This is a genomic window from Streptomyces sp. NPDC111656 (genome assembly GCF_055656965.1).
The window spans coordinates 182,541-208,419 of the sequence record NZ_JBVKCA010000003.1 but is presented as its reverse complement, the minus strand read 5'-3'; the positions used below and the strand labels follow the sequence as shown (position 1 = coordinate 208,419).

Annotated in this window: 27 protein-coding genes and 1 riboswitch; of the genes, 16 read left to right on the top strand and 11 right to left on the bottom strand. The window is 69.3% G+C overall.

Annotation, left to right across the window (positions count from 1 at the left end):
- The first annotated feature begins 21 nt into the window (after positions 1-21).
- Both ACZ7M3_RS11300 and ACZ7M3_RS11295 read left to right on the top strand, forming a co-directional pair.
- Positions 22-780 carry a PIG-L family deacetylase gene (locus ACZ7M3_RS11300; RefSeq protein WP_472062520.1) on the top strand — a complete coding sequence of 253 codons (759 nt, stop codon included), beginning with the start codon at positions 22-24 and terminating at the stop codon, positions 778-780.
- A 248-nt stretch (positions 781-1,028) separates the two neighbouring features.
- Positions 1,029-2,408, top strand: coding sequence for a multicopper oxidase family protein (locus ACZ7M3_RS11295; RefSeq protein ID WP_472062518.1), 1,380 nt, complete (start codon positions 1,029-1,031; stop codon positions 2,406-2,408).
- Between the two features lie 24 nt (positions 2,409-2,432).
- Here the strand turns inward: ACZ7M3_RS11295 and ACZ7M3_RS11290 are convergent, their stop codons facing one another.
- The 3 genes from ACZ7M3_RS11290 to ACZ7M3_RS11280 are packed head-to-tail and all read right to left on the bottom strand — an operon-like array spanning position 2,433 to position 4,384.
- Complete coding sequence (locus tag ACZ7M3_RS11290) at positions 2,433-3,239, bottom strand: thioesterase family protein (protein ID WP_472062516.1); 807 nt, start codon at positions 3,237-3,239, stop codon at positions 2,433-2,435.
- A 58-nt stretch (positions 3,240-3,297) separates the two neighbouring features.
- Positions 3,298-3,624 carry a branched-chain amino acid transporter permease gene (locus tag ACZ7M3_RS11285; RefSeq protein WP_472062514.1) on the bottom strand — a complete coding sequence of 109 codons (327 nt, stop codon included), beginning with the start codon at positions 3,622-3,624 and terminating at the stop codon, positions 3,298-3,300.
- Complete coding sequence (locus ACZ7M3_RS11280; protein WP_472062512.1) at positions 3,617-4,384, bottom strand: AzlC family ABC transporter permease; 768 nt, start codon at positions 4,382-4,384, stop codon at positions 3,617-3,619. The genes ACZ7M3_RS11285 and ACZ7M3_RS11280 overlap by 8 nt, the downstream gene beginning before the upstream one ends.
- Before the next feature lie 79 nt (positions 4,385-4,463).
- Here ACZ7M3_RS11280 and ACZ7M3_RS11275 point away from each other — a divergent pair, with 79 nt between their 5' ends.
- Positions 4,464-4,901 carry an Lrp/AsnC family transcriptional regulator gene (locus tag ACZ7M3_RS11275; protein WP_472062510.1) on the top strand — a complete coding sequence of 146 codons (438 nt, stop codon included), beginning with the start codon at positions 4,464-4,466 and terminating at the stop codon, positions 4,899-4,901.
- Positions 4,902-4,968: 67 nt separating this feature from the next.
- Here ACZ7M3_RS11275 and ACZ7M3_RS11270 read toward each other — a convergent pair whose 3' ends face one another.
- Together ACZ7M3_RS11270 and ACZ7M3_RS11265 are read right to left on the bottom strand one after the other, a co-directional pair.
- Entirely contained in the window at positions 4,969-5,949 is a 981-nt protein-coding gene (locus ACZ7M3_RS11270) for an NADPH:quinone reductase (protein ID WP_472062508.1), read from the bottom strand.
- A gap of 19 nt (positions 5,950-5,968) precedes the next feature.
- Positions 5,969-6,103: a hypothetical protein gene (locus ACZ7M3_RS11265; protein ID WP_472062506.1), complete on the bottom strand. Its 135-nt coding sequence runs from the start codon at positions 6,101-6,103 to the stop codon at positions 5,969-5,971.
- Between the two features lie 412 nt (positions 6,104-6,515).
- Between ACZ7M3_RS11265 and ACZ7M3_RS11260 the strand changes: the two genes are divergently transcribed.
- A complete protein-coding gene (locus ACZ7M3_RS11260) occupies positions 6,516-8,297 on the top strand; it encodes an FAD-binding dehydrogenase (RefSeq protein ID WP_472062504.1) in 1,782 nt (593 codons plus the stop codon).
- 254 nt (positions 8,298-8,551) lie between these two features.
- On the opposite strand, the gene ACZ7M3_RS11255 is transcribed toward ACZ7M3_RS11260, so the two are convergent.
- From ACZ7M3_RS11255 to ACZ7M3_RS11240, 4 genes are read right to left on the bottom strand one after another with little or no spacing between them, the layout of a single operon-like run.
- Positions 8,552-9,364 carry an energy-coupling factor ABC transporter ATP-binding protein gene (locus tag ACZ7M3_RS11255; RefSeq protein WP_472062502.1) on the bottom strand — a complete coding sequence of 271 codons (813 nt, stop codon included), beginning with the start codon at positions 9,362-9,364 and terminating at the stop codon, positions 8,552-8,554.
- Positions 9,364-10,233, bottom strand: a complete 870-nt coding sequence (locus ACZ7M3_RS11250) for an energy-coupling factor ABC transporter ATP-binding protein (RefSeq protein WP_472062500.1) — start codon at positions 10,231-10,233, stop codon at positions 9,364-9,366. The genes ACZ7M3_RS11255 and ACZ7M3_RS11250 overlap by 1 nt, the downstream gene beginning before the upstream one ends.
- On the bottom strand, positions 10,230-11,006 hold the full coding sequence (locus tag ACZ7M3_RS11245; protein ID WP_355614497.1) for an energy-coupling factor transporter transmembrane component T family protein: 777 nt from the start codon (positions 11,004-11,006) through the stop codon (positions 10,230-10,232). The genes ACZ7M3_RS11250 and ACZ7M3_RS11245 overlap by 4 nt, the downstream gene beginning before the upstream one ends.
- 5 nt (positions 11,007-11,011) lie before the next feature.
- Positions 11,012-11,824: a hypothetical protein gene (locus ACZ7M3_RS11240; protein WP_472062498.1), complete on the bottom strand. Its 813-nt coding sequence runs from the start codon at positions 11,822-11,824 to the stop codon at positions 11,012-11,014.
- A gap of 261 nt (positions 11,825-12,085) precedes the next feature.
- Here ACZ7M3_RS11240 and ACZ7M3_RS11235 point away from each other — a divergent pair, with 261 nt between their 5' ends.
- Genes ACZ7M3_RS11235 through ACZ7M3_RS11205 form a run of 7 tightly spaced genes read left to right on the top strand, consistent with a single transcriptional unit; the run spans position 12,086 to position 19,380 of the window.
- On the top strand, positions 12,086-13,078 hold the full coding sequence (locus ACZ7M3_RS11235) for a thymidylate synthase (RefSeq protein WP_450423589.1): 993 nt from the start codon (positions 12,086-12,088) through the stop codon (positions 13,076-13,078).
- Between the two features lie 19 nt (positions 13,079-13,097).
- Positions 13,098-14,948 (top strand): B12-binding domain-containing radical SAM protein, encoded by a 1,851-nt coding sequence (locus ACZ7M3_RS11230; RefSeq protein WP_472062496.1) that lies wholly within the window; start codon positions 13,098-13,100, stop codon positions 14,946-14,948.
- A 33-nt stretch (positions 14,949-14,981) separates the two neighbouring features.
- Positions 14,982-15,665, top strand: a complete 684-nt coding sequence (locus ACZ7M3_RS11225) for an SAM-dependent methyltransferase (protein ID WP_472062494.1) — start codon at positions 14,982-14,984, stop codon at positions 15,663-15,665.
- Positions 15,666-15,670: 5 nt separating this feature from the next.
- Positions 15,671-16,486 (top strand): HAD family hydrolase, encoded by an 816-nt coding sequence (locus tag ACZ7M3_RS11220; RefSeq protein ID WP_472062492.1) that lies wholly within the window; start codon positions 15,671-15,673, stop codon positions 16,484-16,486.
- Positions 16,474-17,010: a P-loop NTPase family protein gene (locus tag ACZ7M3_RS11215; protein ID WP_472062490.1), complete on the top strand. Its 537-nt coding sequence runs from the start codon at positions 16,474-16,476 to the stop codon at positions 17,008-17,010. The genes ACZ7M3_RS11220 and ACZ7M3_RS11215 overlap by 13 nt, the downstream gene beginning before the upstream one ends.
- A 57-nt stretch (positions 17,011-17,067) precedes the next feature.
- The gene (locus ACZ7M3_RS11210; RefSeq protein WP_472062489.1) at positions 17,068-18,243 is read left to right on the top strand and encodes a GNAT family N-acetyltransferase; all 1,176 of its coding nucleotides are present in this window, start codon (positions 17,068-17,070) and stop codon (positions 18,241-18,243) included.
- Positions 18,244-18,261: 18 nt separating this feature from the next.
- On the top strand, positions 18,262-19,380 hold the full coding sequence (locus ACZ7M3_RS11205) for a GNAT family N-acetyltransferase (RefSeq protein ID WP_472062488.1): 1,119 nt from the start codon (positions 18,262-18,264) through the stop codon (positions 19,378-19,380).
- Here ACZ7M3_RS11205 and ACZ7M3_RS11200 read toward each other — a convergent pair.
- A complete protein-coding gene (locus ACZ7M3_RS11200; protein ID WP_472062487.1) occupies positions 19,367-20,341 on the bottom strand; it encodes a phytanoyl-CoA dioxygenase family protein in 975 nt (324 codons plus the stop codon). The two genes, ACZ7M3_RS11205 and ACZ7M3_RS11200, sit on opposite strands and share 14 nt — an antisense overlap.
- An 81-nt stretch (positions 20,342-20,422) precedes the next feature.
- Here ACZ7M3_RS11200 and ACZ7M3_RS11195 point away from each other — a divergent pair, with 81 nt between their 5' ends.
- The 4 genes from ACZ7M3_RS11195 to ACZ7M3_RS11180 all read left to right on the top strand — a co-directional run bounded on the left by ACZ7M3_RS11195 (position 20,423) and on the right by ACZ7M3_RS11180 (position 24,266).
- Positions 20,423-21,733 carry an MFS transporter gene (locus tag ACZ7M3_RS11195; protein WP_472062485.1) on the top strand — a complete coding sequence of 437 codons (1,311 nt, stop codon included), beginning with the start codon at positions 20,423-20,425 and terminating at the stop codon, positions 21,731-21,733.
- A gap of 120 nt (positions 21,734-21,853) precedes the next feature.
- A riboswitch (cobalamin riboswitch) is annotated at positions 21,854-22,001 on the top strand.
- Positions 22,002-22,036: 35 nt separating this feature from the next.
- Positions 22,037-22,258, top strand: coding sequence for a CbtB domain-containing protein (locus tag ACZ7M3_RS11190; RefSeq protein WP_054232543.1), 222 nt, complete (start codon positions 22,037-22,039; stop codon positions 22,256-22,258).
- Positions 22,259-22,281: 23 nt separating this feature from the next.
- Positions 22,282-23,034 carry a CbtA family protein gene (locus ACZ7M3_RS11185; RefSeq protein ID WP_075027966.1) on the top strand — a complete coding sequence of 251 codons (753 nt, stop codon included), beginning with the start codon at positions 22,282-22,284 and terminating at the stop codon, positions 23,032-23,034.
- A 335-nt stretch (positions 23,035-23,369) separates the two neighbouring features.
- Complete coding sequence (locus ACZ7M3_RS11180; protein WP_472062483.1) at positions 23,370-24,266, top strand: hypothetical protein; 897 nt, start codon at positions 23,370-23,372, stop codon at positions 24,264-24,266.
- A 61-nt stretch (positions 24,267-24,327) separates the two neighbouring features.
- On the opposite strand, the gene ACZ7M3_RS11175 is transcribed toward ACZ7M3_RS11180, so the two are convergent.
- Positions 24,328-24,726 (bottom strand): VOC family protein, encoded by a 399-nt coding sequence (locus ACZ7M3_RS11175; protein WP_351295679.1) that lies wholly within the window; start codon positions 24,724-24,726, stop codon positions 24,328-24,330.
- Between the two features lie 96 nt (positions 24,727-24,822).
- Here ACZ7M3_RS11175 and ACZ7M3_RS11170 point away from each other — a divergent pair, with 96 nt between their 5' ends.
- Positions 24,823-25,836, top strand: coding sequence for a helix-turn-helix transcriptional regulator (locus ACZ7M3_RS11170; protein ID WP_472062481.1), 1,014 nt, complete (start codon positions 24,823-24,825; stop codon positions 25,834-25,836).
- Positions 25,837-25,879 lie beyond the last annotated feature (43 nt).

Genomic DNA, 25,879 nt, shown 5'->3' with positions numbered 1-25,879 from the left:
ATCCCGGAAGGTGGTCTGTCCGTGCCCGTGCCGAGCCTGCTCGCGGTTTTCGCGCACCCGGACGACGAGTCACTGTCGGCCGGCGGAGTGCTCGCCCGTCACGCGGCTGCGGGTGCGCGCACCGCGGTGATCACGGCGACCTGGGCCGCGGACACCCCGCGGGCCGCGGAGTTGGCCGAGGCGCTGCGGATCCTCGGCGCCGGCACACCGCGGATGCTCGGCTACGCCGATGCGCGTGTACCGCAGTCGGCCCCGGGCCGTGTGCGGTTCTGCGATGCGCCGCTCGACGAGGCGGTGCGGCGGTTGGTGACGCACATCCGCGCATTCCGTCCGGACATCATGGTCACCCATGACGCCTACGGCGGGCTGCCCGGTCACCCGGACCACGTCCACACCCATCGGGTGACCGTGCTCGCCGCCCAAGCGGCAGGGCTTGGGCAGCTCTACCCCGATGCCGGTGCCCCCTGGCAGCCGCGTGCCCTCTACCTGGCCACGCACCCGCACTCGGCCGTGCCGGCGCTGAGAGACGTGATCGGTGCGCGCAAGACGGTGTACAGCGTTCCGGACGAACAGGTCACCGCGACTGTCGATGTCGGCCCCTGGATGGAGCGGAAGATCGCCGCCGTACTGGCGCACCGCTCCGAGGTCGACCGGGGAGCTCTGCCGGGGGTGATCGCCGGTCTCTCGCCGGAGGCACGAGAGCGGCTGTTCGCCACCGAGTGGTACATCCGCCACGCCTCCATGGCCGCGGCCCCGGCCCAGACGGAACTGACCGTCTGACCATGCGGCCCTGAGCCGAAGTTGGGGAACGGGCTCGCTCATCAAGGTGATGCCCGCCCCGTTCCTCCGGGTCGTGACCGATTTCGCCTGATGTACCGATGCACGATGGCAGCTCACGGCCGCCCGTTTTCCCTATGTGCAGTGCATGGGAGTTCAGCTTGTCCGCACATGCCCGTCGCACCCGGACCGTCAGCGGATCCGCACTTGCCGCACTCGCACTGGCTGCGGGGTGTACCACGCATACCGAGATGAGCGCACTCGGCCACCCGGAGCTGTCGACGGTTCCCCTGCAGACCGTGTCCCCGTCGCCGGCCCTCACCGCGCGGGCAACGCACGATCTGCGCGACCCCGCGCAGATCGTGAGCAGGAACGGACTGCTCAGGACCAGGATCGTCGTCGAACGCAAGAAGGTGCGCCTCGCAGGCCGCGAGCTGTGGGCCCTGACGTACAACGGGATGTACATGCCGCCCACGCTGCGTCTGCGGCCGGGGGACCGGATGGAGATCTCCTTCGAGAACAAGCTCGACCATCAGACGAATCTGCACGTCCATGGCATGCACGTCTCACCCGTCGGCCATTCGGACAACATCTTCCTCAAGGTCGAGCCAGGGAAGACGTTCACCTACGAGTACACCTTCCCCAAGAGCCTGGAGCCGGGCACGTACTGGTATCACCCGCACCCGCACACGCTCTCCGCCCCTCAGACGGCCGGCGGCATGTCCGGCCTGATCGTGGTCGACGGCCTCGACACGTATCTGCCCGCGCCGCTCCGTGGGATCACAGAACACGCCGTCGCACTCAAGGACTTCCAACTCGTGGGCGACCGGATCAAGACCTCGAAACTCAAGATCGGTGCACCCACGACACGCACCGTCAACGGGCAGCTCAACCCACGGATCCGGATCAGGCCCGGCGAGACCCAGCTGTGGCGCCTCGCGAACATCGGGGCCAACATCTTCTACAAGGTGTCGCTGCCGGGCACCAAGTTCCACATCGTCGCCCAGGACGGCTACCCGGTGAACAGGGTCTACTCCGTCGACTCCATGGTCATCCCGGCCGGTGCCCGTTATGACGTGCTCGTACAGGGCCCGAAGGCCGGCGTGTCGGAACTGCGGACCCTGCCGTACAACTCCGGCAAGGCCGGAAACCAGTTCCCCGAGGCGACACTGGCCACGGTCCAGTCCGCGGGCGAACCGATGCGACCAGCAGCCTTGCCCACAGCTTTCGCCCCGGTGGACGACCTCGCGAAGGAGGCCGTCGCGGCACGCAAGACGGTCATCTTCACGGAGAACAAGGCGGGCACGCTCTTCTACATCAACCACAAGCAGTTCGACCACAACCGCATCGACTTCCGGGCCGAGCTCAACACCGTCCAAGAGTGGACGATCAAGAACGACAGCGACGAGGTCCACTCGTTCCACATCCACACCAACGACTTCCAGGTGATGAGCATCAACGGCGAGCCGCAGGTCAACTACGGCTTGCGGGACACCGTCGACGTCCCTCCACGCGGAAACATGGTCGTCCGTATCCGGTTCCTCGACTATCCGGGCAAGACGGTCCTGCACTGCCACGTCCTCAACCATGAGGACGCGGGGATGATGGCGGTACTCCAGATCGACAAGTGACCGCCCCGCAGGCGTCGTCCGTGCTCACCGGCCGGGTACGGGACGGACGGTGAGGATCTGTTGCGCGTGTCCGACCGGGCCGTTGAGGTCGTGCAGGACGGTGCTGGTGAGGCCCTGGCCGGTGGGGCCGAACGTGACCGTGGTGTCCAGGCCGGTCCAGGGGCCTTCGGGCCGGCGGTGGAGGTGGACCGTCAGGTCGACGTTGGGGTACATCCAGACGGTGGGCGGCTGCCGTACGGCGATGCCGTTGGCGGTGTCGACGAGGGCGAGGTAGGACGCGAGCGTGCTGCTGGGCTCGTCGGCGACCAGGGCATGGCGGGTGGAGATCCAGGCGGTCGTACGGCCCGCCTGGGGTGGTGCGAGCGGGCGGACGTCCAGGGAGGCGATGTATCCGCCCGGCCACACCGAGGCCATCGGCCACGGGGTGAGCGCCTGGGGAGGAGTGAGCCGGTCGTCGGGGCCCCCGGCGACGGCGGAGGTGTCGACGGTGGCGAGGAGCCAGGCACGGGCACGGACCACGGGCCGGTCGGCGATGAGCACGACGGCTTCGAGCAACTCGATGGTGCGGCCCGGGCGGATGGTCTCCACCCGGATCTCGCACTCGTCGAGGGCGAGACGGCCCAGGATGTCGTAGCTGATCCGGGCCAGGACCAGGCCGGTGTCCGGTCGCTCGGCCAGATGACGGTCGATGGCATGGACGACGAGGCCGCCGAGCGGGCTGAAGTGCTGTTCGTCGGGGTCCCAGGCTCCGCCCACGTGGGCGGTCGGCTTGTAGCGGTGCTCGTCGATGCGCTCGTAGTAGCTGTCGGGGACCGGGGTGCCGGTGTTCAACGGACGTTTCTCCTCGGGAGGTTCGCGGGGCTGTTCAAACTGCTGATCACAGCGGTGATCACAGAGTATTGAGCAGGACGACGTAGACGGCGGTGCCGATACCCACGCTCAGAATCGTGCGGCGGCCGAAGGCCAGGTGGACACCGATGGTGACGGCGACCGCGAGCAGTGCGTACCCCGTTCCGTGCGGGTCGCGTGTGATCGTGCCGTGCAGGGCCGTCACGGCGAGGATCGCGAGGATGCCGACCGGCATCCACATGGACAGTTGCCGCACCAGCGCCGAGCCGCGCAGGGTGCGCAGGACCGCGAACGGCAGGGCGCGCAGGGCGAAGGTGAGAGCGAAGACGATCGCCAGGACGGTGACGAGATACGAGGTGCTAGGCATCGGTGGTCTCCTGGGCGGGTCTGCGCGTGGTGAGCGTGTGGCGCACCAGGAGCAGGCCGACGAACATCAGCAGCGCGGTGAACAGGGCGAGGCCCGGGGTCAGTACGAGCGCGAGCGCGGCGCCGGCACCGGCGAGCAGGACGGAGGGGAGTTCGCTGCGGGAGCGGAACGCGTCCAGGGTGAGCACGGTGAACAGGGCGCACAGGGCGAACTCCAGGCCCTTGATCGGCGCGGGCAGCGCGGCGCCGAGAGCGACCCCGACCAGACCGCCGCCGACCCAGTAGGTCTCGCAGGCGATCTGCATCGCCAGCAGCCGGGGCGCCGAGCGTTCCGCCTCGGGCAGGGAGGCGTTGACGGCGTAGGCCTCGTCGATCATGGCGTAGACGGCGTAGGCCTTCGCGACGGGGTGCTTGACCAGGTGGAGGGGGAAGGAGAAGGCGTAGAAGACGTGCCGGAAGTTGACCACGAGGACGGTCAGCGCGACCGCGGCCGGCGGGGTGACGGTGGCCATCATGCCGACCAGCAGCAGCTCCAGGGAGCCGGCGAACGCGGCCAGGGACAGGGCGGGGGCGAGCCACCAGGGCAGACCGGCCTGCATGATCAGCAGGCCGAGAGCGATACCCAGGGGGAAGATCCCGAGGCCTGCGGAGAAGGAGTCGCGGACTCCCAGGGTGATCTGCCGGCGCCGCTCGGCGGGAGCCCGGGCCGCGACCGGGGCGGCTTCCGGTGTGGCCGTGCGGGACGGAACGTCGTGGTGCATGTGTTTATCGTCCCGGAAAACGCGCGCCATGTGGTTGCGAAGATTGCGCGCTCGGCGGCCTGGAGTGCAATCTTCTGACGTGGATGCGATCGATCTGGCAATTATTGCCGAGCTGGAGCGGGACGGGCGGCTGACCAACGTCGAGCTGGCGCAGCGGGTGGGGCTCACGACAGGGCCCTGTCTGCGGCGCGTGCAGCGGCTGGAGGCCGACGGTGTCATCCGCGGTTACCGGGCCGTCGTCGACCCCGTTGCCGTAGGCCGCTCCTTCGAGGTGCTCATCGACCTCAGTCTCGAAGCCCAGGACGCGGAGACGGTCGAGCGCTTCGAGCAGACCATGGCGCAGGCCGAGGAGGTCATCGAGCTGAGGAGGCTGTTCGGCAGCCCGGACTACTTCGTGCGCGTGGCGGTCGCGGACCTGTCCGCCTACGAGGCCTTCCTCAGCGGGCACGTGATGACCATCCCGCGGATCAAGAACGTCACCTCACACTTCACGATGAAGGTGGTGAAGACGGCCTGATGATCGGCCGTCCCGTCGGCTGTTCCGCCGGCCGTCCCGCGACGGTGGCCCGGTCGGTCGGGGACGGTCAGTGGGGGATGGTCACCAGCACCCTGCCCCGGCCGCCGGCGTCGACGCGGTCGTGGGCCTTGGCGATGTCCTCCAGCGGGTAGCGGTCGCCGACGTCGATGGTGAGGGCGCCCATGGCGGCCGCGGCGGTGAGGTCGCGGGCGGCCTGGCGCCGGGCCTCGGCGGGGAAGTCGTCGCTGCCGAGCAGCCGCAGGGTGACGTTCTTGAACAGCAGTGGCCAGAAGGGGATTTCGGTCCGGTCGGCCCGGGTGGCGTAGGCGGCGATGACCGCGTCCGTCGCGGCGACGGCGGTGTCCAGGTCGGCATTGCCGGAGAGTGCCACTTCGATGATGCGGTCCACGCCCTGGGGTGTGTACGTGCGGATTGCCGCCGCCGGGTCGGCGGAGTCGAGGGCGACGGCGTGGGACACGACGGCCGGGTCGACGCGGTCCAGGTCGTCGCCGCGGCGGACGGTGGCGAGCACGGTGGCTCCGCCCCAGCGGGCGAGCTGAGCGGCCAGCGAGCCGACCCCGCCGAGCACTCCGTGCACCAGCACGGTCCTCCCGTCCACCGGCCCGTCGCTGAACACGGTCCGGTGCGCGGTGATCCCGGGAATGCCCAGGCTCGCGCCGAGTTCGTCGCCGAGGTGGTCGGGCAGCCGAACGGCCAGGTCCTCGGGTACGACGGTGTACTGGGCGGCGGTACCGAAGGGCCGGTACGACTGGGCGCCGTAGACCCAGACCCGCTGTCCGACCCGGCGTGTGTCGACACCGTCCCCCACGGCGTCGACCACCCCGGCGGCATCGCTGTGCGGGATCACCCGCGGATACGGCATCGACGAGCCGAGCCATCCGCGCCGCTTCTTCGTGTCTCCGGGATTCACCCCCGACACGGTGACACGGACGCGAACCTCACCGGGGCCGGGCTCGGGGTCGGGCAGTTCGCCGACCCCCAGCACGGCCGCGGCCGGGCCTTGTTCGTCGTACCAGGACGCAAGCACGTGGGACCTCCGTCGTCTCTCAGCTCGCGGGTTCTTCGAGCGTAGGGGGAGTGTTCCCGGTGCGCGCGGCGCCGGCCTCGGGCGTGTCCTCGCCGAGAACCTCGCGGAGCCAGGCCCGCTCGGCGCGGCTGGTGGAGCGGGCGATGAGCAGCATGCCTCGCCGGTAGGGGTCGGGGGCCTCCTCCGCGTGCAGGGGCCGGTCGCCGTCGTAGAAGAAGCCCGCCGGTTCCTCCAGGAACGCCAGGACGGTGAAGAAGCGGGTGAAGTCGGTGATCTCGTGGTCGGCTGCGCCGGGCTCGGTGCGCCGCTTCAGCGGGCCCGCTCCGGTCAGGCGGCTGATGGCCGGGTAGAGGCTGCCGTGGCTGACCGGCCCCTGTCGATCCGATGGGGCCGAAGTCGGGCCGGGGGTAGGCCCACGGCGGCCTGTTCGGGGGTCGGTCGCGACTTCGCTCGCGCGGCCTGGTTTCCCTGGGTGCTACCGGCGGTAACAACAGAAGTGTCGCGGCACACCCTCGTGTGTCTGGCGCACCTCCCGCACCTCCCGTACCTCTTCCGGAAGGCACCTCATGGAGAACTCGGCGTCCCCCACGGTGATCAGCAGACGAAGAGCCCTGACGGTGGCCGGCGGTGTGGTCGCCGGCGCCGCCCTCGCCGCGCAGGCGTTACCGGCGTTCGCGGCCGGGTCGGCGGACGCCGACGCGATCGTCGTCGGCGGTGGCCTCGCCGGTCTGGTCGCGACGGCCGAACTGGCCGCCGCGGGGCGCAAGGTACTGCTCCTGGACCAGGAACCCGAGTCCAACCTGGGCGGCCAGGCGTTCTGGTCCTTCGGCGGTCTGTTCCTGATCGACTCCGACGAACAGCGGCTGATGGGAATCAAGGACTCCCGCGAACTGGCGTGGCAGGACTGGCTGGGCACGGCAGGCTTCGACCGCGGTGTCGACGACCCGGGCGGTCAGGACTACTGGGCCCACAAGTGGGCCGAGGCGTATGTGGACTTCGCCGAGGGGGAGAAGCGGTCCTGGCTCTACGGACTGGGGATCCGCTGGTTCCCGATCGTGGGCTGGGCCGAGCGCGGCGGCGGTCTCGCGGACGGACACGGCAACTCGGTGCCCCGCTTCCATGTCACCTGGGGTACCGGTCCGGCCGTGGTCGAGCCGTTCGAGAAGCAGGTGCGGGCCGCGGTCGCGAGCGGGAAGGTGACCTTCAAGTTCCGGCACCGCGTCGACGAGATCGTGCGCACCGGCGGTGTCGTGACGGGCGTGCGCGGCGCGGTCCTCGAGCCCAGTACGGCGGCGCGCGGCAAGGCCAGTTCCCGCACGGTGGTGGGCGACTTCGAGCTCCGCGCTCCGGTCGTGATCGTCACCTCGGGCGGGATAGGCGCCAACCACGATCTGGTACGGCAGAACTGGCCGGCCCGGCTCGGCACCCCGCCCAAGTTCATGGTCACCGGTGTGCCGGCGTATGTGGACGGGCGGATGCTGGGGATCACCGAGGCGGCGGGCGCCCGTATCGTCAACCCCGACCGGATGTGGCACTACACGGAGGGCCTCAGGAACTACGACCCGATCTGGGCCAACCACGGCATCCGTATCCTCCCGGGACCGTCGTCGATGTGGTTCGACGCGATCGGCAAGCGTTTCTCCGCCCCCGACATGCCCGGCTACAACACGCTGCACACCCTCAAGTCGATCACCGACAGCGGCTACGACTACTCCTGGTTCGTCACCACGCAGAAGATCATCGCGAAGGAGTTCGCGCTCTCCGGTTCCGAGCAGAACCCGGACCTCACCAACAAGGACATCCTGAAGCTTCTCTCGCGCATCTGGCAGACGCCGGAGCCGATCGAGAAGTTCAAGAAGAACGGTGTCGACTTCGTCGTCGCCTCCAGCCTCTCCGAACTCGTCACCGGGATGAACAAGCTGACCGGCGACGGCCTGATCCAACTGGCCGATCTCCAGCGGCAGATCGAGGCGCGGGACCGGGAGATCGACAACCCGTACACGAAGGACGTCCAGGTGATGGGCATCCGCAACGCGCTGGCCTACACGGGGGATTCGCTCAGCCGCACCGCCGCGATCCACAAGATCCTGGACCCCAGTGCGGGACCGTTGATCGCGGTGCGGCTCAACATCCTCACCCGCAAGACCCTGGGCGGCCTGCAGACCGATCTCTCCGGCCGCGTTCTGGACGCCTCCGGCGCCCCGGTTCCCGGTCTGTACGCGGCTGGTGAGGTCGCGGGATTCGGCGGCGGAGGGGTGCACGGATACCGCTCCCTGGAAGGCACCTTCCTCGGCGGCTGTCTGTTCTCCGGACGCCAGGCAGGACGCGCGGCGGCGGCGGCGATCTGAGCCGCACGGTCGGTCGCGGACTCGGCTCCCGGCGCGCGCGAGGGCTTTCCACCCACCGGCAACTCAGTGGTGCTGGCAAAGACATTGGACGTGTCGGTGGGTGATGGGGCAGGTGGACGACACGTCCCGCGCGGCCACCTCCGCGCTCACCGGCTCCGAGGCGCGGCCGCCGAGGCGCAGTCGAGTTCGTCGGCGAGGCCGCGCGTGTGGAGAAGGTCGCGGACGGCGCCCGACGGGGCTCGCCGCGTTCCTCTTCACCGAGCCGCGGCGTGGTCGGTCAGCCGGTCCAGGAAGCTGTCGACCGTGGCGACGGGGGCCGGCCAGCCGAGTCGTCGGCCGAGTCGGGCCATCTGGGGCTGTTCGAAGGCGGACATGGACGGACTCCTGTCTCCCTCCAGCCAGCGCTCCACGGGACCGTCCCACCGCACGCGGCCTTCGGCCAGGACGACGACCCGGTCGAAGTTCTCCGCGCAGAAGTCCGTGTCATGGGTGATGGCGATGATCGTCTTTCCCCGCTCGTGCAGCTCCTCGATGAGTTCCTCGAGCAGGACGAGGGAGCGGTGGTCCTGGCCGGTGGTGGGTTCGTCCAGGACGATGATCGGGGTGTCCATCGCGAGGACCGAGGCGAAGGCGACCCGTTTGCGCTCGCCGAACGACAGATGACGGGGATGGCTGTTCGCCTCCCCGGTCAGACCGGTGACCTGCAGTGCCCACTGCGTGAGGGCGGTCCGGCGGTCGGCCGGGAAGCCGAGGTTGCGGGGGCCGAAGCCGACTTCCTTGGCCACCGTGGCGGCGTGCAGCTGGTCGTCCGGGTTCTGGAACACGAAGCCCACGCTGCGGGCCAGCTCGGCGATCTCGAGCCCGGCGGCATCGCGACCGTCCACCGTGACCGTCCCCGACGTGGGGCGGGCGATGCCGATCAGATGCCGGGCCAGCGTGCTCTTGCCCGCCCCGTTGGGACCCACGACCGCCACACGTTCGCCGGCCCTGACGGTCAGCGAGACGTCCGCGAGCGCGGTCGTTCCGTTCGGATAGCGATGGGAGAGGGAGTCGACGCGCAGCACCATCACATGCCTCCGGCGGTTCTCGTGCTCTTCAGCGAAGCGGTGAATCCTTCCGCTGCCGCCTCCAGGGTCACGGGCAGTGGGCGGTCCGACTCCCACAGGCCGCGCCCGGCGGCGCGGCGTGCGGCCGTGGTGTAGCGCAGCGGGGCCACTCCCCACTCCGTGAGCCGGGGGTCGGTGAGGACTTCGGTCGGCGGCCCGTCTGCGGTGATCCGCCCCTCGTTCAGGATCAGGACGCGGTCCGCGCACCGGGCCGGCCGTTCCAGCCGGTGCTCGAACAGGATGACGGTGACGCCCTGCGCCCGCAGGGTCTCCAGCGCCTCGAACACCATGCCGGTCGCCACCGCGTCGAGCTGTGAGGTCGGTTCGTCGAGCACCAAGACGGCCGGCCTCATCACCAACGCCGATCCGATGGCCAGAAGCTGCTGCTGCCCACCGGAGATTTCGTACGGGGAGAGGTCGGCCAGGGCGGTGAGTCTCAGGTCGGCCATGACCCGATCGACGCGTCGGATCATCTCGGCCTGTTCGACGCCGAGGTTCTCCATACCGAAGGCGAGCTCCTCGCGCAGCGAGAACCGTGCTCCCGACAGCTGGTTGAACGGATTCTGCATGACCAGGCCGACTTCGCCGACGAGTTCGGACGGCTGCGTCTGCGCCAACAGCCGCCCACCCACCCGTGCCGATCCCGTGGTCTCGCCACCGGTCATCTGCGGGACGACGCCGCTGATGACTCCCGCGAGGGTGGTCTTGCCCGCGCCGTCGGCACCGGCCACGGCGCAGAACTGGCCACGCGGCACCGTGAGATCGATGCCCTGGAGGGCGGGTCGTGAGCCGGTCGGATAGGTGAGGGAGAAGTCCCTGAATTCGATCACCGGAGCACTCCGAGTACGTTGGTGACGACGGCGGTGAGCGCGCACAGTCCCATGACGGTCCGGGCGCCCCGCTGTGCCGCGGTGTCCGGCACCTCGGTCAGATACGTGGGGCGGCGGGTGGTGCCGAAACCCCGGGTCTCCATGGCCACCGCACGGTCCCCCACTTCCGTGAGGGCACCGAGGATCAGCGGCCCGGCCATCGGAACCAGGGCCCGGACCCGGCCGCGCAGCCCCGTGACCGGCAGGCCGCGCGCCTGCTGGGCGTGCATGATGCCCTGGGCCCGGGTGGTGAGGGCGGGCGCGATCTGCAGGGCGGCCGAGACGACGTAGACGGTCTTCGGAGACATGCCGCGCTGTGTCATCGCGCTCATCAGCGCGCCGGGTTGCGTGGTGAGAAGAAGCAGGAAGAATCCCCCCATGAGCGCCAGGAGACGCAGTGCGGTCTGCGTGGCAAAGACCAGGCCCTCATATTTCAATTCGAGGGGGCCGATTTCAGCCACCACCCGGTGAGTGTCCGGATAAAAGAAGCCCTGAATCAGGTAAACCGTGAGCGCGACGGGCACCCACAGGGCAAGGAGCATGGGGACGAATTTACGAAGGGTTCCTGAAATTATCACCATGGGAAGTACCGTGGCACAGAAGAGCAGCAGCGGCCACCAGGTCATGGTGAGGGCGAATGCGGATACGGTGACAGTGACCGCGAAGGTCAGCTTGGTGAGCGGATTCAGCCGGTGCACGGGGGAGTCGTCGGTCGCGTGCGGGGATATGTCCATGCGGGTCACGTCCTTCTCGGCATGAGGCGGTGAACCGCCAGTACCCGATGCTGCTGCACAAAGGGGAAACGGTGCACATAGCCGGAGGGCAGGCCTGCCAGCAGGGTCAGGGCCAGTGCGACGGTCAGCGCTTTGTCCAGGGGGTCCGCGACCAGCCCTTGCAGGCTGGCGGCCTTCAGCATGCTGTTTCCGTAGGCCTGGAACGTCGCGATGACGGCCGACTGCCCCACCGAGCCGCCGGCGTTGCCGAAGACGAAGGCGGTGATGGGGGCCGAGACGATGCCGGCGGCCACGCCGATCACACCTCCCGCGAGCAGGGCGGTCGGCAGGCGCCGGAACCAGCCGGCCCGCGCCAGGGTTCCCGCGATGAAGCCGATCAGGGCGGCGGTCACCGCGTAGGGCAGAGCTCCGGGAGTGATGGTCATCCCGACGACGATGCTGGCCAGAGCCCCGGTGGCGGCGCCCGCGGCCGGTCCGGCCAGGACGCCGACGAGCACGGTGCCGATCGAGTCGAGTTGGAGCGGCAGGCCGCTGAAGTAGACGATCTTTCCCATCACGATGTTGATGGTGATCGCCACCGGCAGCAGGGCCACGGTCGTCGTCGGCAACCCTGCCACCGCGCCGGAGACGATCAGCATCGCCCCGAGGGTGTAACCGCACAGGGCGAGCAGGGCGGCCGGGCCGCCCACGCCGCCGTGCACGGAATCGGGTTTGGCTGAAATCAGCCCTCCGTAAGTGATGGCGACGATTAACGCGCCTATCCCGATACGCCAGCGTGGAGAGAGGCGCCATGGGTTTAACAAAATCCGGCCTGTCACTTGATCTGCCACCCCCGTGTGTGGGCAGGCCCCATTGGCCGCCGGTCATCATGCAGAGGCCGAGTCGTCGGTGTCAACACCGACTCGCGTCCGCCCGACGGGGACGTATTTCCCTTCGTCAGGGAATTGAAAACGTCATTGACAAACGAAGATCTCCAACGCTCTACTCGATTGAAACCGAGCTCGCCGCGGATGTCGCTTTGTCCGGTTTGAAGGCAGGTGGCGAGTTTTTCGTCTATCAGTGGAAACGGGGAAGATGTCATGGCCATCTACCAGTCGTTTGCGGATTCCTACACGGCCGGGCTGCGCGACGTACTCGCGGACGGCAATGACGTGGACTCGGTGCGCGATCCGCTCTCCAAAGCCTCGGGATTCGGCCAGAACGACCGTCCGTATCGCGAGCTCCTGGCCTACCAGAGCCGTATCGCCGACCCGACCTCCTGTCTCGCGGTCACCCCGCACCTTCCGGTCAATCTCTCCTACTGCTTCGGTCTGCTCGCCTGGTCCCTGGACGGCCGCAACGACGTCGACACCCCGGCGTACTACCGCCGCGGCGCCCATGAGTACTCGGACGACCAGCACACGCTGAGTGGTGCTTTCGGCCATCGGCTGCTGACCTCCAGGGGCAACCAGCTGGAGGAAGTGGTCGGCCGTATCGAGCGCGACCCCGCCCACCGGCGTGCGTTCGCCCTGGTGTTGCAGCCCGAGGACAATTTCCGCCAGTCGCGGGAGTACCCGTGCGCCGTGGGCGTCCACCTCTTCCTCCGGGACGGCGCGCTCACCTGGATCACCGTCATGCGAGCCCAGCAGGCGCTGACGGTCCTGCCGTACGACGCCTTCCTCTTCATGGGGATGCAGCAGTACGCGGCTTCGCTGCTGAACGTCCCGAGCGGCCCGTACATACACCAGTCGGGCACCTTCCACTTCTACGAGAACGAGGTGGAGCTGGCCCGGAAGGTCACCGAAGCGCCGGTGGAGGCCGTGGCGCTGCCCGCGTTCCCGGGCACCCCGGACGGCGGCCGGGAGACCGCGCGCGAACTCATCGACTTCGAGCGGCGGCTTCGGCTCGCGGCACAGTCGGGCGACGTCTCCACCGTGGACGAGATCGCCACGCACAAGGCGAACACCGAGTTCGCCGACGTGGCCCGGGCCTGCCTGGCCACCCACGCCTACCGCAAGCTGGGCGACACGACGTCGCTCGTGACCAGCCCGGCGTCGAACGGTGGCGTCGCGAACCTCATCGCCGCGATCTGATCGCGCCGGGGAATCACACGTGAGGACAACGATTCGTACCCCGCTGAAGCCGCACCGTCCGGACGCGGCGACATCAGACGGGAAAGTGACGGAACTCGTCGTCCGGCGGCGCCGGTTGTTCACGGCGCACCCGGGCGAGGCCCGGTTCACCTATCCGGTCATGGCGGCCCTGGTCCCGGTGGCGACCAGCAGGGGCGGGGAGGTCGCCTATCCGGGCGATCCGATGTGCCTGTACTCGGCACTGACCCTCACCATCCAGCGCTCGGTGGCCCGCCTGAGTGCGGGGCTGCCCGAGGAGCCGTCCCTCGACGACGTCTGCCCCGACTGGGGGCACTGCCCGGACGACGACTACCGCCGCACGGCGAACGGGCCACGGACCACGCTGATCGCCGACAGCCGGACCACCGACGGCCACGTCTTCGACCCCCGCATCTGGGACGAGGTGGCCCAAGAGCGGTTCATCGCCGAGCTCCGCGCGCTCCAGCCCAAGGTCCTCCTGCTCAGCGCGGTGTCGGCGGCCCACCGGTACGCCCTGGAGATGGCCGAGCTGGCCAAGGTCCACGCACCCCACTGCGTCGTCGTCCTCGGCGGCCGGCACGCCGACGAAACGATGAAGTACCGCGATGCCGACGGCTCGGCGGACTTCTCCTGGAGCAGCACAGTGGAGGTCGTGCGCGACGGCCGCGCGGCTCAGGTCGTCGACTTCGTGGTCGCCGGTGACGGCGCACCCCTGCTCGACCTGCTGCTGCGCGCCCTGTCCCTGACGGTCACGCCCGGCTTCGGTCCGAGCGACAACGCGGCGGTGCTCGACGCCCTTGCGCTGGTCGCCGACGCCGAGGAAACACTCCGCGGTTCGGGCACGATCGTGGGCTTATGCCCCGGTGAGGCCGTGGTGGTGCCGGTGCGGGGCGAGCGACTCGGCTCGGCCGAACTCCCCTCGCCGTACGAGGCGTTCTCCATCCGCGCGCGCTTCGGCGTCTTCACCGAGGCGGGCAGCCACCCCCTCGGCAGCCGTACGGCGCACATGATGACGCTGGACTCCTGCCCGTTCAAATGCACCTTCTGCTCGGAGAGCATCCAGGTCTCCCAGCGGCCCACCCGCTTCGCGGTGAGCGAGACCGAGCACGTGGCACGGCGCGTCCGCCGGCTCATGGACTGGGGCGCGGAAGCCGTGTTCTTCGACGACCCGGTGTTCTGGGGCGGGAACTGGAAGGCGATCAGCGAGTTCTGCCAGGACCTGCTGCGCCAGGGCACGGACCTGCCCGGCGGCACCCGCCTGGAGTGGGGCGGACAGCTCACCGTCGACGTGGTGCTCAACCGTGCCAAGGCCGACGAGGTGCACGCCGCGCTCGAACTGATGCGCCGCAGCGGCTGCACCTACATCTACATCGGCATCGAGAGCATGGCCGAGAGCGTGATGGCCCACGTGGGCAAGAACCTGCTGCGCCGCAACCCCGAGGCCTGGGTGGGCAAGGTGCGCGAGGCACTCGCGATCATCCGGGGCCACGGCATCCGGGTCGGCAGTTCGGTCCTCTTCGGTCTGGACGGCGAGAGCCGGGAGACCATCGAGGAGACGATCGAGCAGATCGGCCGACTGATCGACGACGAACTGCTCGTCATGGCCAGCCCCAACATCCTCACCTACCATCCGGGTACGGCGATCACCGCCGCACACGGCCAGGACCGACTGGACTATCACTCGCGCAAGGACAACAGGCCCCCGTACACGTACTTCGAGGAGGCCTATCCGGAGGTCGTCTCCCAACTGCTCACCGAGGACGACATCTGGTACATCCACAAGTCCGCGGCCGAGCGCTGGGGCACCGTCCGCAACAGCGCGGCCGAGCCACTGACCGAGGCGGCCAGATGACCACCATCACCGACAACAGCCTTGGGAGGGCGCGTGTTTGACGTCGATCGCAAGAGTTACTGGGGCGACTACTACTCCTACTTCCCCGCCCTGGCCCGCTACATCCCGCTCGGCGAATACGCCCGGCGCGTCCAGCCGCGCGCCTGCGTCCTGGGCGTCTCCGACGGCAAGTTCGCCCTGCCCCTGCTGCGCGCGGGCTGGCAGGTCGTCGGCGTGGAGAGCGACGACCTCTTCCTCAACGGCGGTGAACTGGACCTCGTCGACGGCCACCACGACATCGTGGGCCTGCGCCAACGGCTCGCCGCCGAGGGCCTGGAGGACCGGTGCACCGTGGTGGAGCAGGACTACATGACCCTGCCTGCCGAAGGCGACTTCCAACTGGTACTGGGCAGCGGCCTGTGGTCGATGCCGCCCAACCGGGCCCACACGATGGAAGCCCTCGTCCACCACGCGATGGACATGGTCGCTCCGGGCGGACTCTTCTTCGGCGAGTACCTGATCGGGCTCAACGACGACGAGCGGAGTTGCGGCTACTACCCGACCGCCACGGAGATGGAGCGGATCGTCACCCGGCCCGGCTGGGAGCTGTTCGAGAACGCCGACCTGGGCATCCGCGGCGAGAGCCACCTCGGCTACGAGCAGTGGCACTACCACCGGTACGCGGCCGCCATCGCCCACCGCATGCCGCCGCCCCGTGAGCCCGCTCGGGAGAAGTGACCTTCGTGACCGGAACGCATCTCAGCGGCTGTCCCCGCATCCGGGGGGACAGCCGCCCGGCTGTCGTGGTCACCGACCTCGACGGCACACTGCTGCTGTCCGACGGCAGCGTGAGCGAGCGCGCGGTGGCGGCGCTGCGCGCGGTCGCCGCACAGGGGACCCGCGTCGTCTTCGCGACGGCCCGCCCGGCCTGGTCCGCCCGCCGGCTGCTGTCCGCCGCGTCCGGTCTGGGCGCCTTCCTGGTGTCGTCGAACGGCGCCGTCGTCAGCGATCTGGACGGCGGGGGCGTACGACGGATCCGGGCGATGACACCCGCCACCGTCCGCGCCGAGATCGCGACGCTGGGGCAGCGCCCCTGGGCCGTGGACCGGGAGCACGACCGACTGATCGGCCCCGGCTGGCCCGACATCCTGGCGAGCGGTGCCGGGACGGCCCTGCGCGTCGGTGACGTGCCGGACGGCTCGCCGGTGCTGTGCCTGATGGTGCACTTCGATTCCGCCGCTCCGCCTGCGGCACTCGGGGTGCGGGGGGCGGTGCGGTGGACCTCCTCGGGGCCGGGACTGCTGGAGGTGTCGGCCCCGGAGGCGGACAAGGTGTCCGCGGTGGCCTCGGTCCTCGCCGGCCTCGGCATCGGCTGGGAGCGGGTCGTCGCCTTCGGTGACGCGCCCAACGACACGGGGCTGCTCGCCGCCGCGGGCCTCGGCGTGGCCGTCGCGAACGCGAGCGCGGACGTACGCGAGGCCGCCGACGCCCTCACCGCGTGCAATGACGACGACGGCGTGGCCGCCTGGTTGGAGGGAATGTGTCTGTGCCACGTGTGAAGACCCTTGCGGAGGCCCGCCGGGTGTGGATCGTGGGTGGTCCCGGCTGCGGCAAGTCGACCCTCGCCCGCGCCCTCGCCGAACGACGTGGCATCCCGCCCGTCACGCTCGACGCCCTCTTCTGGGGACCGGCCTGGACACCGGTGCCCACGGAGGTCTTCCTCGCCGGTGTCGAAGGGGAACTGACGGCCGACACCTGGGTCGTCGACGGTCAGTTCGCCGCGAGCGTCGAGGCCTTCGCCCACCGAGCCGACTGCGTGGTGTGGACGGATCCGCCGCTGCGTGTCACCTGGCCGCGCCTGCTGCGCCGTACCGTACGGCGCTGGATACGCCGTGAGGAACTCTGGGGCGGCGTCCGGGAAACGTTCTGGACCGTCGTCGGCCCCCGGTCCATCCTCTGGTACGCCGTGCAGGTCCGCAACTCCCAACGGCTCGCCAACCAGAGGCTGTTCGACGAGCTCAGCGACACCGGCATCCTGCTCCTGCACACGCGCGACAGCGATGTGCGCTCTCTGCTGAAATGAACCCCGGCACCGTTTCCCCCTACACTCATCCGATCCACCTTTTCTGGAGTTTCCCCCATGCACGTCTCCTCGTACGACTCCGTTGACCAGCTGCCGGCGGCGGAATGGGATGCTCTGGTGATCGGCGGAACGATCTACTCCAGCAGCGGCTTCGCCGGTGTACGGGCGGAGGAGTTGCCGCCCGGAGCCGCCGCCCGCTATCTGCTGGCGTGTGACGCGCAGGGAACGCCGGTCGCGGGAGCCGAGGCATACGCGTTCACCCGTCCGCCGCACCTGCTCTACACCCCCGCCGACCTGCTCGCCGGTCTGATCGACGACGAGCGGCACGCCCAACTCGCCGCCCGGCCCATGGTGTTCGGCGCGGGCTGGTCGGAGTTCCGCGGCCAACTGCCGGGCCGCGAGGGAGCGACGGCACAGGAGCGCGCGCAGGCGGTGCGGGCGCTCACCGCGCGGACCCTCGACTTCGCCCGAAGCACCGAAGCGGACGTGCTCGGGTACTACTACCTGCCCCGGGCGGAGGCGCTGGAGGTCGCCGAGGCCCATGCCGAGGACGGGGCGGTGGTCCTCTACCACGACGTGGAGACGGTCCTGCCCGTCGGTCTGTGGCAGAACCTGGACGACTACTTCGCCTGGCTGCCCTCCGGCCGACGGCCCCGGGCCCGGCGGGAGAGAAGGGACTTCGGCCGCAGCGGGCGGACCATCCGAGAGGTCTCCCTCCCCGAAGTCGTCAAGGAGATCGCCCCGCTCAACAGCGCGCTGATGCGCAAGCACGGACACGCGTACGGCGAGGAGCGCGCGGCAGCGGTGTACGACCGCCAGGGCCGCCACCTCGGCGATCGCAGCACGCTCCTCCTGGACGAGGACGCCGGGCAGCCCATCGGTTTCGCGCTGCGCTACCGGCACGGCGACACGCTCTACGCGCGCGTGGCTGGTTTCGACTACTCGGTGCCCAACATGGCCGACTATTTCAACCTGGTCTTCTACCACCCCATCGAGTCGGGCGCCGGTCGTACCGTGCGGGCGATCCACCTCGGTCTGGGCACCTTCCAGGCGAAGCTGGCGCGCGGCGCCCAGCCGCATCCCCTGTACAGCGTGTTCGTGGGAGTGGACCGGCCGTTGGCGGCGGACGAAACGAAGGTCCGCGAACGCAACCGGGCCGAGGCGGAGGCGTTCGGCGCCGAGTACGGCCAGTACGTGGTGGGTGGGCTGAACACCGACGACTGGCTGCTGTGAGCAAGGGGAGGAAGGCACATGCCTGATGTGAGGCACTTCGAGACGATCGACGACATCGACCGGGAGGCCTGGGACGCGCTCGCGCCGGGCAGTTGCTTCTACCAGAGCCATGCCTGGCTGCGGGGTCAGGAGCGGCCCGAGTTCGCCACCCCGGGTTACCTCACGGTCGAGGCCGACGGCCAACTCCTCGCCGGGACGCCGTACTACGACTTCCCGTCGGAGAACGCACCGCCCCTGCCGGACGTGTCCGAGGGCCACGCCGTGCTCAGACTTGGTACCCGTACCGGCTACCACAACGAGTTTCTGCTGCCGAAGGATCCCGGAACGGCAGGGGAGGCGCTCGACGCCCTGGTCGCCGGTGCCGCCGAGAGAGCCGCGGCGCTCGGCTGCGACGCGTTGCTCTTCGACTTCCTCACCACCGACAGCCTGCGGCTGCTATCGGGCCGGTTCGGGGTGCGGGCGCAGCTGCGAGCCGCCGAGGCCGTGGTGCACAACGACGGCGCCACCTTCGAGTCCTACCGCCAACTGCTCGGCCGCAACGTCCGCAAGCGCGAGTACGAGATCCGGCGCTTCACGGACTCCGGGCTGCACGTGGAGACGGCCCCGCTGTCCGCGTGCGTCGACGAGTTCGCGCCACTGGTCGGCCAGACCATGGACCGGTACAACGCCTCCCTCGACCTCGCGGAGATCCACACGTTCCTCACGGTCCAGGCGAACTGCCTGGACGACCTGAGCACCGTGTTCCGCTGCGTCGACGAGAAGGGGGAACTGGTCGGAGCCAGCCTGTGCTTCGCCTGGCGGGACACCTTCTACGCCCGGGTGGCCGGCTTCGACTACGAGCGGACGCGCAACGCCTACGAGTACTTCAACGCCGTGTACTACGAACCGCTCCACCACATGGAACGCAACGCGATGACCACGCTCCACCTCGGGCCCTCCGCCCTGAAGGCGAAGGTTCACCGGGGGGCCTCGCTGCACCCCCTGTGGGCGGCCGTCGTTCCCCTGCCGGCCACCGCGCCCGCCGGACTGCGACGGGACACGGTGGCGGACCAGGCTCTCGCCGACGCGGTCCGTGAGGAGGCGGGCGCCGGCATGAGCGAGGAGGAGTGGGACCTGACCCGCGTCACTCCCCTGTGAGGGAGGCCTCCGGGCCGCCGGGCTCGCGGACGGGCCACAGCACCGGGCAGAACTCCGGGTCGGAGTAGTCCGGTTGACCGGAGGCAGTCCTGCGGACCAGGAAATCGTGTTTGTAGGGCTCCTGCCGGCCGTCGGACAGGGTGTGGTCGCGGTAGGTGTTCGTCCCGTCCTGGAGATGGAACGAGATGGCCCGGCGCGGCCGGGGACTGCGGTTGGCGCCGCTGCCGTGGTAGAGGAGGCAGTGGTGGAAGGTCATGTGTCCTTTGGGAATGTGCACCGGGACCTTCTCGACCACGGCGCCGTTTTGCTCCGCGTCACCGTTCAGGAGATAGTCGCGCCCCACATCCTGAGGATCGCCGACCGGCCGGGCGGCGCCGTGCCGATGCCGCCAGCGGTGGCTTCCGTTCACCATGGTGATCGTGCCCGACTCCTCGGTGCAGTCGTGGAACGGAATGAAGGCGGTGAGCATTTCGTCCGACGAGCAGGTGGGCCAGAAATACTTGTCGAAGTGCCAGGAGACAATGTTCGACTTCTCCTCGGCGATGGGCGGCTTGTAGATCAGCGTGGCCTGGAAGACGCGTATTCCAGGCGTCTGTGCCAAGCGGGCGGCCACCGCCCCGATAATGGGTTTCCTCAGGATTTTCCTCATCGTTTCGTCTTGGTAGTGGATGTAGTCGTTGTTGCGTTGGACGTCTCCGTCGGCGGGGGTCCAGTCGGCCAGCCGGTCCGGCTGTTTCGGAAGCTCCCGATCGCGCTGACCAGCGTAGTAGCGCTCGCTCGCGTCGGTCAGGGCGTCCACTTCGGCGTCGGTGAGCAGCTTCTCCGACAAATACCAGCCACGCTCCGAATAAAGCCGGACATCTTTCTCGGACGGGAGCAGTTCGACTTCCTCGGCGGTAAGTCCTGAATGGTCGTACATTCCGCGACTCCTGTTACCGTGAATGGGGTGCGACAGCGACATCCATCCGCACGCTAGCGGACCATGGTGCGCCATGCTAGCGTTGCCGTGATTTTTTTCATGAAGACTTGACCGGGGGTTGCGGTGGCCATATTCGACAAGGATATTCGAATCCTGATCGCGGACAACAAAGACTTCCGCAACATCTGGCTCGGAGAAACCTCGGCGCATTTCGGCGGACAGCTGACCAGTTTTCTCCTACCCTTGATCGCGGTCACCTACCTCCATGCGGACGGCACGGGCGTGGGACTCGTCTCGGCGGTGCAGTTCGTCCCCGTCGTGGTGCTCTCGCTGATCGCCGGTGTCATGGTCGACCGGTATCCGCCGCGCCGCACCCTCGTCACCGCGAGTGTCGCCCAGGGCGCGGCGCTTGCGGTGCTCGCCGCGTTCCAGGCGGCCGACGGGCTGAACTTCGGCCAACTTGTCGTCGTCGCCGCCGTGATCGGTGTCGCCACCGTCTTCTACGAAGTCGCCTACCAGTCCACGCTGCCCAGGCTCCTGCCGCTGAACTCCATCGCCGCGGCCAACGGCCTGCACCAGGCGACGTATTCGGTCAGCACCCTCGCCGGTCCGGCCGCGGCCGGCTTCCTCGTCGGCCAGTTGGGGGTGTCGCCGACCCTGACGGTGGCCGCCGCATGCTCCGCCGGTGCCGCCGTGAGCGGACTGCTGCTGCGGGGCGTCAAGGCCCCCGAACAGCCACGTGAGTCGGCGCTGAAGGCGATCGGCTCCGGGCTCCGCTACACGTGGTCCCTGCGCCCGATCCGGGACCTGTGCGTTCAGGCCGGCCTGTCGAACCTGCACGAGAAGGCCTTCCTGACCGTCTTCCTCGTGTTCGCCGTCCGTGACCTCGACATGAGCGGCACCACCGTGGGCGTGATCACCGGAATCGGCAGTGTGGGGGCACTGATCGGTTCGCTCTGCGCCACCCGGCTCACCCGACGGTGGGCCGTCGGCGGTGTGCTGGCCCTGGGTGCGGTGCTGGCCGCGGTGGGTCTGCTCCTCGTACCCGCCGTCAGCCAGGTCGGCGGGTACGTCGCCGTGTTCGCGTCGGTCGCCATGATGGTGAACGGCTTCGGCGTCGCACTGTTCAACGTGTTCGCCGTCAGCCTGCGGCAGGCCATTCCGCCGGAGCACCAGATCGGCGCGGTGACCGCGAGCTACCGCCTTGTCGCCCTGGGGACGCTGCCCCTGGGAGCCCTCGTCGGCGGTGCGCTGGCTGACGCCCTGTCACCCGGCACGGCCCTGTGGGCCGTCGGCGTCTCCTACCTCGTCGTCTCCTTCTGGCTCACGTTCTCCCCCCTCCGCGGGGCTCGCACGCTGGAGGAGGCACAGAAGCTCGGTCGAACGACGGACACGCCCGAGTCCCAGGACGCGGACCGGTCCCCCTCGGTCTGAGAGCGAGGCCGGGGCCCCGGACTCAGCCGGGTTCCGCCACCGCTGACCCGCTGTTCACAGGGGACCGCCCACCTGGTGCGAGAGGAAGATCACGCCAGGTGGCGCGGTCTTGGCCCCACACCCGACACGCGGTACGGTCGGTGCGATATCGATGACGGCAAGACGGAAGCCGGTGGGAAACCGGCACGGTCGCGCCACTGTGAACGAGAGGCTCCAGCCCGCTGGACCCCTTGTGAGTCAGACCCGTAGCCGTCGTCCAGTGCACCACCGAGATGGGACGCGAACTCCCGAGGAGGCCCTGCCATGGCGCAGACCGTCGCCCAGCCGACAACCACCACCCCCGTCGTTCCCGCCAAGCTGCCGCTCAAGGCGATAGCTCCGTGGGCGGTCTTCTTCGGCATTCTGATGCTCGTCCTGCTGTACTTCGTCGGTGCCGAACAGGGCGCCACCTCCGTCGTCTCCGGCTCGGACGTCCACGAGTGGGTACACGACGCCCGCCACCTTCTCGGCTTCCCCTGCCACTGACCGAGGGGAACCCCAGCACTCCCATGAACTCCGCAACGGTAAGAAATCTGCTCGTGCGGGGCATGTTGGCCGGCCTCGGTGCCGGCCTGCTCGCCCTGGTTGCCGCCTACTTCCTCGGTGAGCCGAACGTCGACAGCGCGATCAGCTTCGAGGAAGCCCACTCCCACGAGCACGAGATGGAGATCGTCTCCCGCTCTCTGCAGTCCACCGCCGGACTCGCCACCGGTGTTCTGGTCTACGGCGTCGCCTTCGGCGGTATCGCCGCGCTGGCGTTCTCCTTCGCGCTCGGCCGCGTCGGCCGCTTCAGCCCGCGGGCGACCGCACTGCTGCTGTCCGGCTGCGCGCTGCTGGCCGTGTACGTCGTGCCGTTCCTGAAGTACCCGGCCAACCCGCCGTCGGTCGGCAACCCCGACACCATCGGCAAGCGGACCACCCTGTACTTCCTGATGATGGTGCTCAGCGTGCTCCTCGCGATCGCCGCGACCATCCTGGGCAAGCGGCTGGCACCCAGGATCGGCACCTGGTACGCCACCGTTGGCGCGGTGGCCGCCTTCGCCGTCGTGATCGGTCTGGCGTACGCGTTCCTGCCGGTCATCAACGAGGTGCCGAAGGACTTCCCGGCCACCCTGCTGTGGCGGTTCCGTCTCTCCGCACTGGCCATCCAGACCGTCCTGTGGGGCGGATTCGGCCTGGTCTTCGGCGAGTTGGCCGAGCGCTTGCTGAACCCCAAGCCGGTGACGGCAGCCGCGAGCGGACGGGTCGCCGTCCCCAGCTGACCCGACCTGCCACACGAGTGAGGGCCCCCGGAACCATCCGGGGGCCTTCTCGTGTCGTAAGGCCCCTATTGCCGGGGTGTGTTCCGTGGGGAAAGTGTTCAACCCGTGAAGGATTGACGGGAGTTGTGGGAAGTTGCAAGAATCCAGCTCGCTTCGCCGCGTCTGAAGCGAGCGAAGCGACACGAGTGGCTCGGGCGGCATGCCTGCCGCCGGTTCCTGCGTCGGGTCATCCAGTTCTGCCGTCCGCGTCGGTCACTCGCGCGCCATCACCTCCCACACTTTCGATTCCACAGAGGCTCATCTTGTCGCGTTCGCAACACTCCAGAACTCTGGCTGTGCTCGCCGTAACCGCATTCGCCACCTCCGCCGTGCCCTTGCTCGGCGCGGGGGCGGCCAGTGCCACGACCGCCGGGGCGTGCGAGTCCGCCACGGTCCAGTACCGCATCGTCGGCGCCGACGGAAACGTCGTGGGCGCCGACTGGACGTCGCAGGGCGGGTTCCATCAGTGGGACACCGTTCCCGGGAGCGTCCAGGTCCGGTTGGCTGCTCGTCAGACGGTCGGGGAGGGCTGCAAGTACCCCGTGTCCCTCGCCGAATACACCACCGAGGGGCCGAACTGGTACGTCTCCGGACACCAGAGCCTGGTCGACAAGGCCACGGTCTACCTCACCGCCGACGACGTCGCCGGTACGGACGACGCGAAGCGGACCTGGCAGAAGCTCACCGTGAAGTCGCCGGACTGCTACGGCCAGATCGACCTGTACGGCGACGACATCACCTACGACGGGAAGACGGGGGAGGGACACGGCCCCGTGCCCTACGAGCCCGACAACGTCGTCACCCCCTACCACCTCATAGCGGCGTGGAACGGGGGCGAACAGCCGTGCACCCCCGGCCCGTCGGACTCGCCCACCCCGACGCCGTCGACCCCGACCACTCCCGCCACCCCGGTCACGCCCACGACTCCCGCGGGCGGACAGCCTCCCGCCGAGGAGACGACCCCGCCGCCGACCAGCCCCAAGCCCTCCACCACGCCTCCCACGACGCCGGACGTGCCCCCGCTGGTGTCGACGCCGCCCGCCACCCCCGAGCCGTCGCCCAGCGACAGCGGGCCGCCGCTGGCGGAGACGGGTGCGAGCGCGCCGGTCGGCACCCTCGCGGGCGGCGCGGCCCTGGTGGTCGCCCTCGGTGCCGGGGCGGTGTACGCGTCCCGCCGCGCACGCCGCTCATGACCACGGCGCGAGGGGTCACCTTCGCGGCGTAGCCCAGTCCGACAGCTCCGCCTCGGCGTCGTCAGGAAGCGAACTTCTTGACGGCGTCAGGGCTGACCGGGGTGAAGAAGTTGACGAGGTTGCCGTCGGGGTCGCGGAACAGCAGCGAACGGTTGCCCCAAGGCATGGTGGTGGGCTTGTTGACGAAGTCCTCCACGAAGCCGGTCAGGTTCTCGTACACGCCGTCCACGTCGTCGACGAGGAACTCGATGATCACGGAACGGTTGTCGGACGGACGGGCGGCGTCGGGCGCGAACAGCGGCACGGTGCGGACGCCGGCGATCGCGAGAGTGGCTGACGCCGTCCTGAGCTCGGCGAAGTCCTGGTGGGACCAGCTCGCCCGGGTGCCGGTCGCGCGCTCGTAGAAGTCGACGAGGCGTGCGACATCGCCCGTGATGACGCGGATCGAGACGAGGTTCACGATGATCTCCCGGTGAGTTCGGTGGGATGCGTACTCACGGAGGCTAGGAGAGATAGCGGACACATTCCGCCCGGTATTGCGGGGATACTTCTGAGCATGCCCAGGCCCACAGCTCGCGTGCTCACCCTGCTGGAGCTCCTGCAGTCGGGCGGCATCAGGACCGCCGCCGAACTCGCCGAGCGGCTCGACGTCGACGAACGCACCGTGCGCCGGTATGTGGACCACCTGGTCGACCTCGATGTGCCCGTCGTATCGGTGCGCGGGCGCTACGGCGGGTACCGGCTCGCCCCCGGCCATCGCATGCCTCCGCTCATGCTCGGCGACGACGAAGCGCTGGCCGTGCTGCTCGGCCTGATCGCCGGCCGCCGAGCCGGGCTGCCGACGACCACGGGCACCGCCCATGAGACGGCCACGGCCAAGATCCGGCGGGTCCTGCCCAAGCACCTCGCCCGAAGGCTCGACGCCGTGCTCGATTCCCTCACCTTCACCGCTCCGCCCGACGAGACAGCCGCAGCGGAGAGCGCGGTCCTGCTTCCGATCGCCGACGCGATCCGCCATCGCCGGCCCCTCTCGATCCGGTACACCGCCGGAGACGGCAGGCACAGCGCCCGCACGGTGCACCCGTACGGGCTCGTCGTCCACTCGGGCCGGTGGTACGTCACCGGTGCGGAGCCCGAGAGCGGTGCGGACCGCACGTTCCGGCTCGACCGCATCGCGGACGCGAGGTCCCTGCCGGGCTCCTTCGAGCCGCCCGCGGGACTCGATCCGGCGCGGCGCGTGGTGTCGGGGTTCGCCGAGGCTCCGTACCGGCACGAAGTGATCCTGTCGATCCGGGGGACGGTCGAGCAGATCCGTGTCCGGCTTCCGGCCAGCGTCGCGATCGTCGAGGAGCCGCGGGCTTGGGGACGCGCGGACGGTGATGCGGAGCTCTGGTCGCGTGTCCGGTTGCGTGTGGAACGGCTCGACTGGTTGCCTCCGGTGCTCGCGTCGCTCGATCTGCCCTTCGTGATCGAGCGACCTGACGAGCTCCGCGATCTCGTCGTCGCGCTCGCCGACCGCCTTGTGAACTCCGCCCGGCGGCGTCCGCCCGAGGGACGACCGGTGCCGTGAGCCCGCCAGCACCGTCACGGTCGGCGCCGGTGGCGGCGCGGGG

Excerpts from the sequence above, each read along its gene's own strand:
- ACZ7M3_RS11295 (WP_472062518.1), top strand. The coding sequence starts at position 1,029 with ATGAGCGCACTCGGCCACCCGGAGCTGTCGACGGTTCCCCTGCAGACC.
- ACZ7M3_RS11285 (WP_472062514.1), bottom strand. The coding sequence starts at position 3,624 with ATGCCTAGCACCTCGTATCTCGTCACCGTCCTGGCGATCGTCTTCGCT.
- ACZ7M3_RS11280 (WP_472062512.1), bottom strand. The coding sequence starts at position 4,384 with ATGCACCACGACGTTCCGTCCCGCACGGCCACACCGGAAGCCGCCCCG.
- ACZ7M3_RS11265 (WP_472062506.1), bottom strand. The coding sequence starts at position 6,103 with ATGCTGCTCATCGCCCGCTCCACCAGCCGCGCCGAGCGGGCCTGGCTC.
- ACZ7M3_RS11260 (WP_472062504.1), top strand. The coding sequence starts at position 6,516 with ATGGAGAACTCGGCGTCCCCCACGGTGATCAGCAGACGAAGAGCCCTG.
- ACZ7M3_RS11255 (WP_472062502.1), bottom strand. The coding sequence starts at position 9,364 with ATGGTGCTGCGCGTCGACTCCCTCTCCCATCGCTATCCGAACGGAACG.
- ACZ7M3_RS11245 (WP_355614497.1), bottom strand. The coding sequence starts at position 11,006 with ATGGACATATCCCCGCACGCGACCGACGACTCCCCCGTGCACCGGCTG.
- ACZ7M3_RS11235 (WP_450423589.1), top strand. The coding sequence starts at position 12,086 with ATGGCCATCTACCAGTCGTTTGCGGATTCCTACACGGCCGGGCTGCGC.
- ACZ7M3_RS11210 (WP_472062489.1), top strand. The coding sequence starts at position 17,068 with ATGCACGTCTCCTCGTACGACTCCGTTGACCAGCTGCCGGCGGCGGAA.
- ACZ7M3_RS11205 (WP_472062488.1), top strand. The coding sequence starts at position 18,262 with ATGCCTGATGTGAGGCACTTCGAGACGATCGACGACATCGACCGGGAG.
- ACZ7M3_RS11200 (WP_472062487.1), bottom strand. The coding sequence starts at position 20,341 with ATGTCGCTGTCGCACCCCATTCACGGTAACAGGAGTCGCGGAATGTAC.
- ACZ7M3_RS11190 (WP_054232543.1), top strand. The coding sequence starts at position 22,037 with ATGGCGCAGACCGTCGCCCAGCCGACAACCACCACCCCCGTCGTTCCC.
- ACZ7M3_RS11185 (WP_075027966.1), top strand. The coding sequence starts at position 22,282 with ATGAACTCCGCAACGGTAAGAAATCTGCTCGTGCGGGGCATGTTGGCC.
- ACZ7M3_RS11170 (WP_472062481.1), top strand. The coding sequence starts at position 24,823 with ATGCCCAGGCCCACAGCTCGCGTGCTCACCCTGCTGGAGCTCCTGCAG.